General features: G+C 41.8%; 15 protein-coding genes. 8 read left to right on the top strand and 7 right to left on the bottom strand.

The features are described from left to right. Positions 1 to 23 precede the first annotated feature (23 nt). The gene (ppsA, locus tag PQR79_RS02020; protein WP_238103490.1) at positions 24 to 2,393 is read right to left on the bottom strand and encodes a phosphoenolpyruvate synthase; all 2,370 of its coding nucleotides are present in this window, start codon (positions 2,391 to 2,393) and stop codon (positions 24 to 26) included. 126 nt (positions 2,394 to 2,519) lie between these two features. Between ppsA and ppsR the strand changes: the two genes are divergently transcribed. Both ppsR and PQR79_RS02010 read left to right on the top strand, forming a co-directional pair. Beyond that, on the top strand, positions 2,520 to 3,332 hold the full coding sequence (gene ppsR, locus PQR79_RS02015) for a posphoenolpyruvate synthetase regulatory kinase/phosphorylase PpsR (protein ID WP_238103489.1): 813 nt from the start codon (positions 2,520 to 2,522) through the stop codon (positions 3,330 to 3,332). A gap of 204 nt (positions 3,333 to 3,536) precedes the next feature. After that, entirely contained in the window at positions 3,537 to 4,601 is a 1,065-nt protein-coding gene (locus tag PQR79_RS02010) for a 3-deoxy-7-phosphoheptulonate synthase (RefSeq protein WP_238103488.1), read from the top strand. A gap of 94 nt (positions 4,602 to 4,695) precedes the next feature. Here PQR79_RS02010 and PQR79_RS02005 read toward each other — a convergent pair whose 3' ends face one another. Next, positions 4,696 to 5,934: an HD-GYP domain-containing protein gene (locus tag PQR79_RS02005; protein ID WP_238103487.1), complete on the bottom strand. Its 1,239-nt coding sequence runs from the start codon at positions 5,932 to 5,934 to the stop codon at positions 4,696 to 4,698. Between the two features lie 238 nt (positions 5,935 to 6,172). Here PQR79_RS02005 and PQR79_RS02000 point away from each other — a divergent pair, with 238 nt between their 5' ends. The 6 genes from PQR79_RS02000 (at position 6,173) to PQR79_RS01975 (ending at position 9,974) form a co-directional block, all read left to right on the top strand. Then, complete coding sequence (locus PQR79_RS02000; protein WP_238103486.1) at positions 6,173 to 6,718, top strand: SixA phosphatase family protein; 546 nt, start codon at positions 6,173 to 6,175, stop codon at positions 6,716 to 6,718. Positions 6,719 to 6,746: 28 nt separating this feature from the next. Further along, the gene (locus PQR79_RS01995; RefSeq protein WP_238103485.1) at positions 6,747 to 7,013 is read left to right on the top strand and encodes a Rho-binding antiterminator; all 267 of its coding nucleotides are present in this window, start codon (positions 6,747 to 6,749) and stop codon (positions 7,011 to 7,013) included. 104 nt (positions 7,014 to 7,117) lie between these two features. Beyond that, on the top strand, positions 7,118 to 7,555 hold the full coding sequence (locus PQR79_RS01990; RefSeq protein ID WP_238103484.1) for an acyl-CoA thioesterase: 438 nt from the start codon (positions 7,118 to 7,120) through the stop codon (positions 7,553 to 7,555). 189 nt (positions 7,556 to 7,744) lie between these two features. Further along, a complete protein-coding gene (locus PQR79_RS01985; protein ID WP_238103483.1) occupies positions 7,745 to 8,407 on the top strand; it encodes a response regulator transcription factor in 663 nt (220 codons plus the stop codon). Continuing rightward, on the top strand, positions 8,407 to 9,021 hold the full coding sequence (locus PQR79_RS01980; protein ID WP_238103482.1) for a DUF938 domain-containing protein: 615 nt from the start codon (positions 8,407 to 8,409) through the stop codon (positions 9,019 to 9,021). The genes PQR79_RS01985 and PQR79_RS01980 overlap by 1 nt, the downstream gene beginning before the upstream one ends. A 107-nt stretch (positions 9,022 to 9,128) precedes the next feature. Next, on the top strand, positions 9,129 to 9,974 hold the full coding sequence (locus PQR79_RS01975) for a D-hexose-6-phosphate mutarotase (RefSeq protein ID WP_238103481.1): 846 nt from the start codon (positions 9,129 to 9,131) through the stop codon (positions 9,972 to 9,974). A gap of 94 nt (positions 9,975 to 10,068) precedes the next feature. Here PQR79_RS01975 and ushA read toward each other — a convergent pair whose 3' ends face one another. From ushA to PQR79_RS01950, 5 genes are all read right to left on the bottom strand, one after another. Then, entirely contained in the window at positions 10,069 to 11,793 is a 1,725-nt protein-coding gene (ushA, locus tag PQR79_RS01970; RefSeq protein ID WP_238103480.1) for a bifunctional UDP-sugar hydrolase/5'-nucleotidase UshA, read from the bottom strand. A gap of 307 nt (positions 11,794 to 12,100) precedes the next feature. Further along, a complete protein-coding gene (locus tag PQR79_RS01965) occupies positions 12,101 to 12,766 on the bottom strand; it encodes an alpha/beta hydrolase (protein ID WP_238103479.1) in 666 nt (221 codons plus the stop codon). Between the two features lie 73 nt (positions 12,767 to 12,839). Beyond that, on the bottom strand, positions 12,840 to 13,067 hold the full coding sequence (locus PQR79_RS01960) for a DUF3389 family protein (RefSeq protein WP_188916519.1): 228 nt from the start codon (positions 13,065 to 13,067) through the stop codon (positions 12,840 to 12,842). Between the two features lie 99 nt (positions 13,068 to 13,166). Then, positions 13,167 to 13,649 carry an FKBP-type peptidyl-prolyl cis-trans isomerase gene (locus PQR79_RS01955; RefSeq protein WP_238103478.1) on the bottom strand — a complete coding sequence of 161 codons (483 nt, stop codon included), beginning with the start codon at positions 13,647 to 13,649 and terminating at the stop codon, positions 13,167 to 13,169. A 175-nt stretch (positions 13,650 to 13,824) separates the two neighbouring features. Further along, positions 13,825 to 15,072, bottom strand: a complete 1,248-nt coding sequence (locus tag PQR79_RS01950) for a lytic murein transglycosylase (RefSeq protein ID WP_238103476.1) — start codon at positions 15,070 to 15,072, stop codon at positions 13,825 to 13,827. Positions 15,073 to 15,222: the final 150 nt, after the last annotated feature.

Raw genomic sequence — 15,222 nt, 5'->3', positions numbered from 1 at the left:
TTGAACTGCATTTTTAACACTATTTATCCATGAGCTTCTGCTAAATATAACCAAGTATCGATGACGGTGTCAGGGTTTAATGACACAGTATCGATGCCTTGTTCAACCAACCAAGCAGCAAAGTCTGAATGGTCTGAAGGGCCTTGACCACAAATGCCGACATAAGCACCTTTGGCTTTCGCCGCTTTAATGGCCATAGACAGCAATATTTTAACCGCGTCATCACGCTCGTCAAACAAGTGGCTGATAATGCCAGAGTCACGGTCAAGACCAAGTGTTAACTGAGTCAAATCGTTTGAGCCGATAGAGAAACCATCAAAATGCTCAAGGAATTGGTCAGCTAATAAGGCGTTAGATGGAAGCTCACACATCATGATCACGCGTAAACCATCTTTACCGCGCTCTAAGCCTTGCTCTTTCAGTAATTCGATAACTTGTGATGCTTCTTTAACGGTACGAACAAATGGGATCATCACTTCAACATTGGTTAAGCCCATTTGGTTACGAACACGTTTAATAGCTTCACATTCAAGCGCGAAACAATCGCGGAATGATTCAGAAATATAACGGCTAGCACCACGGAAGCCCAACATTGGGTTTTCTTCTTCTGGTTCATAGCGATCACCACCGACTAAGTTTGCGTATTCGTTAGACTTAAAGTCTGACATGCGTACGATAACCTTTTTCGGATAGAATGCAGATGCAATTGAAGCAATACCTTCCACTAAGCGAGCAACATAGTATTCAACTGGCGAGTCGTAGCCGGCAATCATGTCATTAATTTCAGATTGTAGTTCAGCCGTTTGGTCGTTGAATTCAAGCAACGCCTTAGGGTGAATACCGATCATACGGTTAATGATAAACTCTAAACGTGCTAGACCAACACCTTCGTTTGGTAAACGAGCAAAGTCGAAGGCACGATCTGGGTTACCCACGTTCATCATGATTTTCATTGGTAATGATGGCAATGTATCAACGCGGTTTGTTACCACCTCAAATTGTTGCACACCAGAATAAATCAAACCAGTGTCACCTTCAGCACAAGACACGGTCACTAGATCGCCACTCTTAATGCGGTCAGTGACATCACCACAACCCACAACAGCAGGAACACCTAATTCACGTGCGATAATCGCAGCATGGCAGGTACGGCCACCACGGTTGGTCACAATGGCGCTTGCGCGCTTCATGATTGGTTCCCAATCTGGGTCGGTCATGTCTGTGACTAATACATCACCTGGCTCAATTTGGTCCATGTCTTCAATCGAAGCTAATACTTTAGCCACACCAGAGCCGATTTTATGACCAATTGCACGACCTTCAGAAATCACATCACCTTTGGTTTTTAAGTGGTAACGTTCAATTAATTGCACATCTTCACGGCTACGAACCGTTTCAGGACGCGCTTGAACGATATACAACTTACCGTCATTGCCGTCTTTTGCCCATTCGATGTCCATCGCACGGCCATAATGTTGCTCAATGATCATGGCTTGTTTAGCCAATTCCATCACTTCGGCATCATTGATAGAGAATTCGCGACGTTGCTCTGCGGCAACATCTTCAATTTTGACTTGCTTACCATGCGAGGCATCATCTGAGTAAACCATTTGAATCAATTTACTGCCAATGTTACGACGCACTACAGCTTGATGTCCTTGCGTTAAAATTGGTTTGTGCACATAAAATTCGTCAGGGTTAACCGCGCCTTGTACTACCATTTCACCTAAACCGAATGATGAAGTGATAAAGACAACGTCGTTGTTACCTGATTCAGTGTCCATGGTAAACATCACCCCAGAAGCCGCTTTGTCTGATCGCACCATACGTTGCACGCCAGCAGATAAAGCCACACCTTGATGTTCATAACCTTGGTGAACACGATAAGAAATTGCACGATCGTTAAAGAGTGAGGCGTATACATGCTTAATTGCTAGCATGACGGCATCAAACCCTTTTACGTTTAAGAATGTTTCTTGTTGACCCGCAAATGATGCATCCGGCATGTCTTCTGCTGTTGCTGAAGAACGCACGGCAAATGAAGCGTCTTGCGTTTCACTTGATAATTGCTCATAAGCTTCACGAATAGCATTTTCTAATGCAGGCTGGAATGGGGTCTCAATCACCCATTGTCTGATCTGTGCACCGACTTTCGCCAGTTCATTGACATCATCAACATCCAATGTAGCCAGAATGTCAAAAATCTTCTGGTTAACTCCACTTTGTTCAAGGAATTCATTGAACGCATGAGAGGTCGTAGCAAAACCACCAGGGACTTGAACTCCTGCATTAGCTAGATTGCTGATCATCTCTCCAAGGGATGCGTTTTTACCGCCAACCTTGTTTACATCACCCATGCCTAATTCTTGATACCAGAGTACGTATTGCTGCACAGTTTTATCTCCGCAAGTTTTTATTTCAGTGGCCACTTCACACGAGGGCAATAGCATCTTACACTCCCATACAACACGCGTAAATCTATAATTTTATTTGTAATTTTATTACTACAAGAGGTCATAATGACGCCAAAAGTATTTTATATTTCAGATGGGACCGCGATCACAGCAGAGGTTTTTGGTCATGCGGTGCTTTCACAGTTTCCCATTGAATTTGAAGCACTTACAATTCCGTTCGTTGAAACGGTCCAACGTGCACAAAAAGTTAAACAACAAATAAATGATTGTTTTATTACAACAGGCGAAAGGCCACTTGTGTTCCATTCGATCATTAATCCCGAGATCCGCAATGTGATTTTTTCGAGTGAATGTGTCGATTACGACTTTTTGAATACCTTTGTTGCGCCACTCGAACAACACTTAGGGGTGCAAGCAAAGCCTATTTTGCATCGTACTCATGGTAAAAGTAATCACAGTTATGACACCCGTATCGACGCCATTAATTATGCGATGGAAAATGATGATGGCCAAACCATGAAACACATGGATAAAGCCGACATTATCTTATTAGGTGTGTCACGCTGTGGTAAAACGCCGTCGAGTTTATACTTATCAATGCAATTTGGTATTAAGGCTGCAAACTACCCTTTTACTGAGGATGACATGGATCATCTTAAGTTACCGGAATCGCTTAAACGTAATAAATCGAAATTATTTGGCCTTACAATTGATCCACATCGACTGCATGAAATTAGACAAAGCCGCATGGAAAACAGCCGTTATTCGTCGTTAAGACAATGCCGCCTTGAAGTCAAAGAAGTAGAGATGTTGTTTAAAAAAGAACGTATTCCTTTTGTGAATACCACGAATCATTCAGTAGAGGAAATCGCCACAAAAATCCTCGACATTACCGGTTTAGCTCGTCACATGTTCTAAAAAATAAACAATCAGCCACTGCTTAATTAGGGTATTTATTCATCAATGATGAATTTAACCCTAGTTGATCCGTCTTAAACGCTTAGGGCAATCTGTTTTTTAACGGGTAGAATCCTAGGCGAACCCTCGCATCTTTCACTTCTTTGGGTATATAATCCGAGGCATTATGATGCTGATGCATCTCACGATTTTTCGGTAATACGCATGACTATTAAAACAGATGAACTTAGAACAACCTTATTAAGCAAAGTTATCTCTCCTGCTCAGTTGGCTTCAGAATATCCTTTAACTCAAGACGCAGCGGATTACCTTGTAGCACAACGTCGCGAAGTAGAAGCAATCATTGCGGGTGAAGATCAACGTTTGCTAGTGATTATTGGCCCTTGTTCCATACACGACACTAAAGCGGCCTTAGAATACGCACAAAAGCTATCTGCACTGCACCATGAACTGAAAGACGACTTGTGTATATTGATGCGAGTGTATTTTGAAAAACCACGTACTATTGTGGGTTGGAAAGGCTTAATATCCGATCCTGATTTGGATGGTAGCTTTAGTCCAAATAAAGGCCTGCGCATGGCACGTCAGTTACTGCAACAAATAACGGAACTAAAACTGCCTATCGCCACTGAATTTTTAGACATGGTTAATGGTCAGTACATTGCCGACCTTATCACCTGGGGTGCCATTGGTGCACGGACCACTGAAAGCCAAATTCACCGTGAAATGGCTTCTGCACTATCTTGCCCTGTTGGCTTTAAAAATGGTACTGACGGTAATATCAATATCGCAGTAGATGCCGTTCGTGCAGCGCAAGTACCGCATATTTTTTACTCTCCAGATAAAGATGGTGCAATGGCGGTGTACCGTACCCATGGTAACCCATACGGCCACATTATTTTACGTGGCGGTGAAAAACCAAATTATTCAGCAGAAGACATTGAAGTGACTCGTGCACAACTAGAGAAAGTAGGCGTGACGCAACGTATGGTTGTTGACTTTAGCCATGGAAATAGTGAGAAAAAGCATAAAAACCAACTAAATGTAGCTGATAGTATTATGCAACAAATGCGTAATGGCAGTACTGCCATAGCCGGCATCATGGCAGAAAGCTTTATGATTGAAGGTAACCAGAAAGTGGTTAAAGGTGAGCCTTTAACCTATGGCCAAAGTATTACTGATGCTTGTTTGCATTGGGCTGATTCTGAAACGTTATTACGTGATTTAGCCAAAGCCTCGCGTGATCGCAAAAACCTGCTTGCCAAGTAACGCCCGTTCACGTTAATTGAGTGCGTAAAATAATGCCAGTCTTCATAGACTGGCATTATTATGGCCGTTGATGTTTAAACGCGACTTATAGCCCCTAGGGTTCATAACTTGCAGAATGGTGTGCCAAAGAAGCTTGCGATAACTCAGCAAAGCGATGTTCAATCTGCATAAAGCAATCGACTAATGCAGGATCAAAATGACCTCCCCGCCCAGCAATGATAATGTCTTTGGCTTCTTCATGGGTGAAAGGACGTTTATAACAACGGGGTGATGTTAACGCATCATACACATCAACTAATGCGACAATTCTTGCAGATAACGGAATTGATTCACCTTCAAGACCTTTAGGGTAACCGCTACCATCCCATTTTTCATGGTGACCGCCAGCAATATCTCGGCCCATCAATAAAAATTCACACTGTGGCGCATATTTCAACAAACTATCAATCACTTTAGCACCTATAACAGGATGTGATTTAATGTGTTCAAATTCCTCTGGGGTCAATCGTCCCGGTTTAAGCAAAATATGATCCGCTATGCCCACCTTGCCAATATCATGCAAGATTGAAGATAAACTAATCTCTTGGATAAAAGCATCGGTTAATTCTTCGGGTACTTGTTCATCTTCTAGGCGCTGTTTGGCCAACATGTTGGCATACTGCTGCATACGTATTAAATGTGCGCCAGTATCATTATCGCGGTACTCTGCCAGTTTGGCTAAACCAATTACAGTCGCTTGCCTAGAAGCAATAGTTGATTGCAAAGACTGACTTAATTTACCCAACAAATACGATGTTGATTGAGTCACAATGGCACAAGTCACTATGAAGTTAATCACCACCACATACCAAATAACCGTCGAAAAATGCTCCATTACAGGCCAATTAAGCCATTGTAAATGGTATGCGCCCCCTAAACCCAACAAGAAAATGATATTGACTATCTGTGCTGTAATTGCAGATTTGTCACCGAGTAACACACTGGTCAATGGTGGAAAAGCAAATAGCCAAAAAAAACCAGCACCAGAAGGGCCTAATACGACTAAAAAGCCTGCACCAATCAAGAACGATAAGTAACAACCAAATAAATAACGCATCGAGTCGGGTATATTGGGGTAAAACAATACAAACAATAGCAGACCATAAGCGAGCGAATCGAATACCGCCATAAACCATATGCCTTCTTCGATACAGAAATACACACTGGTGATATAAACCGGAATACAAATGACCGCTAAAATGGTAAATAAACGCATAAAAATGGTATGGCGCCAAACAGGCAAAGCATCATCCAGTTCTAATTGAATAATTTCAGCCGCTAATGATGAAGACATAAATGATCCTTATTTAATTGTCTTGCTGAACCTGTGGCTAAACAGCTAAAGGTAAATAAGTATTGTTGGTCATTGAAAAACTCGCAAAATATGATTCATCATTTAACCATTATGTTGTGAACAATAACGATAGATACTGCAGATATTTTTCAGTCTACACAGATAACAGTAACACGATTAAAATTCTGTTAACATTTGGAGCGTTGAACTTCAATGATTTCATTAATGGATAAATAACATGACTTTAGGTAAAACCCAAATTCTGAATAACCTTCTCTACAGCTTGATTATATTGTGTTGCAGTGTGTTTACAGTCAATGCCACAAGTATAGAGACTAAAAACATAACCGCCGTTGCTGAAACAAAAGTGTTTTACTTAGTTCGTCATGCGGAAAAAAACCAAGGTGCAGATCCAAGCTTAAGCGAACAAGGCAAATTAAGAGCACTGCGTTTAGCCAATGTGTTATCCAGCACCCCATTAAACAAAGTGTACACCACAGATTACAAGCGCACACGTGAAACTGCATTAGCGGTTGCTGAAGACCAGCACCTCGCACTGAATTTATACCATCCTGCAGATCTTCAAAAAACAGCAGAAGTGCTGTTAAGTCAGCAAGGTCACATTTTGGTGGTCGGTCACAGTAATACCACAACGGCATTAGCTGAGCGGCTTGGCGTAGACAAACAACCGCTAATTGATGATGCCAATGAGTTTGATCGTTTATACATCATCACCGTAGACCATCTTAACCGCGCAATTTCGACAGTATTACTGCGCTATTAAATGTGATGTCCATTAACGAGTAATACCCATGACGCCAATAAAGTGTAGTGATTATGACTTCATCGAAATCTTATGCATGAAGCAATATGAAGTGAAATTGATGCTAGTGTCTAGCAACGAGATACAGGGACGCTTTAACACCACTTGCTACATCAATGTTGAAGGTAAAAAACAAGAAGCAATAAAAGGAATTGATAAACAGCAACAGCCACTTGTTATCGCCTTAAGCGATATTGTCCGCTTAGATGTACTGACCCCTAATGCATTATTTAGTCATCTGTCATTAATTGATTAATATAACCGAGTAATAAAGTACAATTAGCCTGACACAACAGGTTCCAATACAGTACAATGCGCAGCGTTTTATCCCTGTCATTTTGCATTATATTAGGTTCAAGTATGTCTCTTGCTCTCAACCCAGCTCAAACAGAAACTCAATTCCCTGAAGATATGGCCGCCCGCATCGCGCAATCAGAAGCACGCGTGATTAAAGCCATTTTTCCGTCGAATACCAACCATCACAACACCTTATTTGGTGGCGATGCATTAGCCTGGATGGATGAAACAGCCTTTATTGCGGCAACTCGTTTTTGTCGAAAATCCTTAGTGACAGTTAGCTCTGATCGTATCGATTTTAAAAAGGCCATACCAGCGGGCAGTTTAGCTGAGCTGATTGCCAAGGTGATTCATGTTGGTAACACCTCATTAAAAGTAGAGGTTAATATTTATGTTGAAGACATGTACAAAGATCATCGAGAGCATGCCATTCGCGGAGTCTTTACTTTTGTTGCAGTCGATGAAAGTCGACAACCTACACACGTGTGGCCCCATGCTTAATGATGGTAATGGGTGCAGCACATAAAGGCATTGATTGAGTAAAAATGTGACATCAGCCTAGACTAAAGTCTATAGTTTGCTGTTTAATCACAAAAAAGCAGCATTTTGACACATAAAGCAATAGAACACTCGATTGGTTTTCTGTTACATTGATTTAATCTTCACGTGCAACATAGAATAAAAAACGCCATGAAGCTCGAAAATTTAAACATCATCATCGCTGACGATCATCCGTTATTTCGTAATGCACTACGACAAGCATTAAGCAGTGCGTTCGAAAAAACCGAATGGGTCGAAGCTGACAGTGCCGAAGCACTGCAAAAAGTACTTGATACTCAAAACGCACAGTTTGATTTAATCTTATTAGACTTACAAATGCCTGGTTCTCATGGTTATTCGACCTTGATACACCTAAGAACGCACTACCCTGACATACCTGTGGTGGTGATATCGGCACATGAAGACATCAATACTATTAGCCGTGCCGTGCATTATGGTAGTAGTGGGTTTATTCCTAAATCTGCGTCGATGGAGTCATTAACAGAAGCTTTAAGCGCTGTATTGTATGGTGATATTTGGCTACCTTCTGGCACTGAATTAGTCCCTATTTCGGATGACCCTACTGACAAAATGGCGAGCCGGCTATCTGATTTAACCCCGCAGCAATATCGTGTATTGCAAATGTTTGCGGAGGGTTTACTTAATAAACAAATCGCTTATGATTTTGGAGTGTCTGAGGCCACGATTAAAGCACACGCGACCGCGATATTTAGAAAGCTAGGAGTACGTAACCGAACCCAAGCCGTCATTGCATTACAACAATTGGAAATGGAAAAAGTCGATCTGTCTTAATGTTAAATATCGTCCCGCTGGCACAACTGCCCTTTTCGCAAGCATGTGAAAACAACAAACAACCCATTTTAAGCCTATTAATAGAATGGTTTGCTCAATCAAACCATGTGCTTGAAGTGGGTTCGGGTACGGGACAACACAGTGTTCACTTTGCAACGCATTTAACCCATCTTCATTGGCAACCTAGCGATCAATTAGCATACTTGCCCAACCTAAAAGCGCGGCTAGCACATTTCTCATTACGTAATCTAGCGGATCCCGTAGTATTAGATGTTAGCCAATCTTGGCCAAAGCTTGCTTCTCAAGTTGATGCCATTTTTAGTGCCAATACCTTGCACATTATGAGCAAACCGCTAGTTGAAGCTTTTTTTGCAGGTTGCGACCAAGTACTCGCTAATGAAGGTTGTGTTGCTGTCTATGGTCCTTTTAATTATGTAGGCCAATATACTAGCGCCAGTAATCAACAATTTGATGATTGGCTAAAACAACAAAACCCTCATTGTGGTATTCGCGATATAGAATGGATTACATCACTCGCCAAACAACACGATTTACATCTACAACAAGATGTTGCCATGCCGGCAAACAACAGAATGCTGTATTTTACCCGCTGATCAATCGAACAATTTAATCTCTGTTTATCACTTTGCCCTAAATACGCTAAGCTATTTACTTTTCTGGCGATTTAATACTAACGTTGTTTAACACAAGGACACACACTATGGGTTCTGTTACTACCCAAAAACACGCTAATGGTCTTGAGTATGTAGACGTAAATACTGAACTTTGCCAAGCACGGATCTTCATGCAAGGCGCCCAAATAGATCAATTTACTCCAAAAGGTAAACCGCCTTTATTATGGGTGTCATCTGCAGATGATTACCAACCGGGCAATGGGATCCGAGGTGGTATTCCGGTATGCTGGCCTTGGTTTGGCACACATGAAAACCCAGAATATCCACAACATGGTTTTGCCCGCAATAAAATCTGGTCACTAGAATCAGTTAACATGCGTAATCAAGTTGTAGACTTAGTGTTTACCTTGCCAAAGAGTGAGTTTGAACAACAATATTGGCCACATAACACTGAAGTCAAAGTGTTATTTACGTTAAGCGAAACCTTATCTGTTAGTATTGTTAACACCAATTTGGGTGACACTCATGTTAATTTAACCCAAGCCTTACACAGCTATTTCCCTATCGGTGATATTCATCAGTTAAAGGCTACCGGTTTTAGCCACTCAAAATATATCGAGTTTGGTCAAGGTCCGATAACACAATCACAAGACAGTGTTGAGTTTGACCGAGAAACCGATCGTGTTTATACCGATTTAGCTCCTCTACAAACACTGCATACACCGCACGGTACCATTCTTGTGAGTCGTGAAAATAGTCAATCAGCAGTATTGTGGAACCCGTGGATAGACAAATCGGTAAGACTCTCTCGCTTTAATAGCGATGATTATCTCACGATGGTGTGTTTAGAAGCGGCTAATGTGTTAGAAGATAACGTGAAACTCGCCCCAGGTGAAAGCCATACACTCACCACGCATATTGCATGGCAGTAACCACTCATTGTAAGCAACAAAAAAGGTAGCCTAGGCTACCTTTTTACTTAATCACGTATTCATTAACGTATTAGGATGTAATCCTAAACTTTAATTAGTTAGCTGTAATAGTACAACCTAATGTGCTGTCAGAGTTTTCATAAACTATGTCGCCCACTGGAGCATAATCTGCTGCAACAATTGACGCTTTCTCTTGGAAGAAAGTGTATAACACTTCAGCATCAACATAACCCGTTTGGATTGGGTCTAACACTGGGTAACCGTCACCACCCGCAGCGTTAAAGCTTGGTACCGTGAAGCTATAAGAATCAGTGGCACTATAATCTTTGCCGTTAATTTCACTAATAGCAACGGTTTGAGCGGTACAATCAACGGTCATTTTAACGCCAGTGATTTGAGCATAAGCCCCTGCACCACGTTGGAAAGAAGCGACTGTATTTAAATACTCAGTGACTTCAGCACCTGTCATGGTCATTAACGTTACTGTGTTACCAAATGGTTGAACTGTCAGTACATCACGGTAAGTAATGTCACCCGCTTCAATTGAAGCACGCACACCACCAGAGTTCATCACGCCGATATCTGCACCCACTTTGGTACGTTGAGCTTCTGCAATTAAACGCCCTAGGTTAGTTTGCATGTTACGCACGTTAGCACGTTCACCGTCTAACAAAGCGTCAGTGGTCGCGATCACTTCATCTAATTGACCTTGGCCTCGCTCTTGATAATAAGAAAGCAATTCTTCTAAGTCAGCATCTGGTGTGATTTCATCAGCAACAAACTCTTCAGTTTCATTGCCATCTGCATCTGTGACAGTCTTTTTCAGGTTCACTGGAATCAATTGGTAGCTTGCAAGTTGTAATTCACCATTGAAGTATTCAAAGTCGGCACGGCCAACGTATTTGCCCCATTCGTGTGCTTGCATGATATAAGTGCCGTTTTGCATATCTGGAGCACAATCATCGCCAGGCTCAAAGTCAGCGTAAGCATTTGTATCAGGTTCCATGCAGACTGGGTTTTGTGAATGGCCACCAATAATGGCACTTAAGTCACCTTCAGTAAGCGCACGTGCTAAAGTCACATCGCCAGGAGCATTGCTGCCGTTTTCACCATCTGCATAATGACCCATGTGTGTGGCCGCGAAAATGATATCTGCAGTACCAGCGTCTTTGATTTCAGCAATCACTTTCGCTGCTTCAGTTGTAGGATCGGTAAAGGTAATATCTGAAATATATTCTGGGTTACCAATTTTTGCCGTATCTTCAGTCGTTAAACCAATAACAGCTACACGTAAACCATTGACATCAAATATTTTATAAGCGTCGAAGTAACGAGTCCCGTCTGCTTTATAAATATTTGCTGCAAGCATTGGGAAGTTTGCAACTGAACGTTGTGAATCAAGTACCGCAAGAGGGTTATCGAATTCATGGTTACCAACAGCCATTGCATCATAAGCAATTTCGTTCATACCGATAAAGTCAGGTAGCGCATCTTGTAAATCTGATTCTGGAACACCGGTGTTAATATCACCACCTGATAACACCAGTGTTTCACCACCATTTGAGCTTACTTCTGCACGAATTTGATCAATCAGTGCTTTACGTGCAGCCATACCATACTCACCATCGCTGTTTTCCCAAAAGCGACCGTGGTTGTCGTTAGTGTGTAAAACGGTGAAGGTTTTACACTCTGCCCCCGCTTCTGCACACGTTGTTGCAACAGGAGTTTCTACTTCATTATTGTCATTGTCACTGCCACAACCGGTTAATGCTGTAAGTACAGCTGTTGCAACTAATCCTTTAATTAACATGTTTGTCATGATTTACCCCGAATTATAATAAGTTATTTAAATCTGTGACATATCCATGTCACGGACTTAATATTACAACATTGACGGCATTTGATGTCATTTTTATTACAAAATATGACATTTAATCCAATATTTACAATCATTTATGATTAAAATTGTCTCATTAAAAAAACAATGAAATGTTAAAATTTTAGTTAATGAAAAGTAAAAAAAACGACTTAATGGTTTTACCCACTAAGTCGTTAAAAAAACACTTATTTTAACAAGATATAAAAAAACATTACTGTTTACATATCAAAACAATGCAACAATACTTTTATTTAAGTTGTTGTTGTATCCATTGACCAATGTCAGTTAATTGATTAGGGAGTACGCTATGCGCCATTGAATAAGTGTGCCAAGTTGTCTGATAATGAGCAGCCACTAACGCATCATGGGCCATTTTACCGGCAAACAATGGCACCACATCGTCTTGCTCACCATGGTGTTGCAATATAGGTGTGGAGCGGTTGGCTTCAGCTAATTGCTCAGGTAATGCCTCTCCACCAGGTAAATAACAAGACAGTGCCATAATACCGGCTAAACGTTGCTCAAAGCGCAAGCCAGTAAATAAGCTCATCACCCCACCCTGACTAAAACCAGCAAGCACGATTTTATCGGCACTGATGCCTTGGGCAATTTGCTCATTGATCAGTTGCTTCACAGCTTGCTCAGAGGCCATCACCCCTTGTAAATCTGCTCTGTCATGTAAATCCATACTTTTAATGTCATACCAAGAGCGCATCACAAAGCCACCATTAATGGTGACGGCTTGCTCTGGCGCATGAGGAAACACAAAACGAATACTGTGATCGCTTGGTAAACCTAACACCGGAACCACTGGCGCAAAGCCTGCGCCTGAATCGCCTAATCCATGAAGCCAAATTACACAGGCTGTAGCAGAGGTTTGTGGTTCAATTACAATTTTCTCTAAAGATGACATAACTTATCCTTTTTATCGCATCGTTGCTGCATCATACATTTACGTGTTATGAGTAATCTGGATGCACCAGGTATTACTGGGCTTGTATTCCCGTACAATTTAATACTTGTTCTAATTGCGCAGCATTATCAAGCTTGATGCTCCAACGCACTGTGCCAGCATCGGCAGCAATAACTAACCCTTGGTGAAAACAACTAATATCATCTACCGAGGCTGTTAATACAATCTGGTTGTCATGAAAACGACACTGAATTTCATTCACGGTGACAATAATTTTACCGATTGAAAAGTCGATGACCATGATTTTTCCTTTTTATGCGCACCACAAATAAAAATCCCAAGTGATTCACTTGGGATTTCAAGTTAAACAGCAATCTTACTTAACCCGAGATCAGGTTACTTAGTGGTGGTGACCACCTGCACCGTGAGCATGACCATGGGCGATTTCTTCATCTGATGCATCGCGTGTACCGACAACTTCAATGTCGAAAGTCAGTTCACGGCCAGCTAATGGATGATTAACATCAACTGTTGCCATAAATTTGCCGACTTTAACTACAGTCACTTGGCGTTGACCTTGCTCGGTTTGTACCATGGCAGCCATACCGGGTTTCCACACTTTAGCACCGACCAAATGCTTTACAGAAACACGTTGCTCTGCGCCTTCTTGACGTTCACCATAAGTGTCGGCTGCAGGTGGTGTGACAGAAAACTTGTCGCCCACTTCTTTACCGGTAATAGCATCTTCGATACCAGGCATCATATTGTCATGGCCATGTAAGTACGCAATAGGATCGCGTCCTTCGTTTGACTCAATTACTTCGCCTTTTTCATCGCGCAGCGTGTAATTAAACTGCACAATCATATCGTCTTTAATGCTCATCATTATTCCTTAACACAAAAATTTGCCGAAGCTTAACAAAAGCCCGCTAAGGCATCCACAAAAAAGTTAGCCTCAACTAGGGCCTGTTGACCTTTGCTGGTTGAATTTTGTTCGAGTAAAAAACAACGTTGAAAGATCAACTGGCCCTAGATGTACACACGTTGAATGCTTATGTTTATAACTTAATCCCAAGCTTATCGAAGGTCTTTGCATCAGGAAAACCATCAGCAATTAAACCATGCTTTTTCTGAAAACCTTGCAAACCTAACACCGAGTTGCGGCCTAAAATGCCATCCGGCTTACCCACATCAAACCCTTGCTCATTCAGTTTGACTTGCAATTGCTTAACGATATCACGGCTTAATCGTGGCTGTTTAGGCACCGCACGGCTTAATGCTGGCGCCCCATTAATTCTGTCTGCCAAATGTCCTACCGAAATCGCATAAAATTCCGAGCGATTCCAGCGCATAATGACATTAAAGTTGGCATACCCTAAAAATGCCGGCCCGGTATGACCCGCGGGTAAATACAACGCGGCTTGCATGTCCGGAGTTGAGATAGCTTGACCATTGGTTTTTTTTATATTGAGCGCGTGCCATTGGCTTAATGGTAAGGTCGATTTACTGCCTAAATACTCAAATGAATAATTGCTTGGGAGCAATACTTCTCTGCCCCAACGCTCATCGGCTTGCCAACCAAGGTGTTGTAAAAAATTAGCCGCTGAGGTTAACGCATCGGCTTCGCTATTCCATAAATCAGCAATGCCATCACCGTCGCCGTCTACAGCATACTTGCGGTAATTGGTTGGCATAAACTGAGTATGCCCCATTGCACCGGCCCACGACCCGACCATTTTACTGTCGTCAAATTGGTATTGCTGTTTAAGCTTAAGTGCCTGTAATAATTCACCGGTAAAATAATCACTGCGACGAGGATCGCAAGCTAACGTTGCTAAAGAATCCAGTACAGGCATGTTGCCTTTATAACTGCCAAAATTAGTTTCTAAGCCCCAAAAAGCAACGATATATTGACCTGGCACACCATACTCATGGGTTAATTTAGTCAATAAGTCATGGTGTTTTGCCATCATTTTGCGGCCTTGCTCGACCCGCCAAGGTGTGACGCGTTTTTCAAAATAGTCGCCAAAGGTTGTGGTAAATTCAGGCTGTTGATTATCAAGTTCAATGACTCTAGGTACATACTTTAAATTAGCCACGGTTGTATCAATAATGTGCTGTGAGATCCCAGCCACCTTGGCTTTTTGCTGCAAGTTAATCACACAAGTCGCAAAATCCGTTTGAACGGATTCTGGATCGGGCTTAATAGCAGACTCAGGTGATGCCGACGCAGCGCAAGCACTGAGTAATGAGCTCGAAACAAACATGGAAGCAATAAACACTGAAAAACGGCTTTTATGGGTCATGAAAACACTTAATTATCACAAATGAATGACGAATATCGTGACGCATCGCCATGCAGGAAACAAGAGGTGATAGCATTAAACCCTGTTTATTTATCAGAAATTGTGTTTTTACATTTCAATTGGTACAAAGTTTCAACATAAACATAATTG

The organism is Shewanella metallivivens (assembly GCF_028750675.1).
In the GTDB taxonomy this organism is placed as follows: Bacteria; Pseudomonadota; Gammaproteobacteria; order Enterobacterales; family Shewanellaceae; genus Shewanella; species Shewanella metallivivens.
Note: the sequence above shows the minus strand (reverse complement) of the source record. Positions and strands in the feature narration are given on the sequence as shown.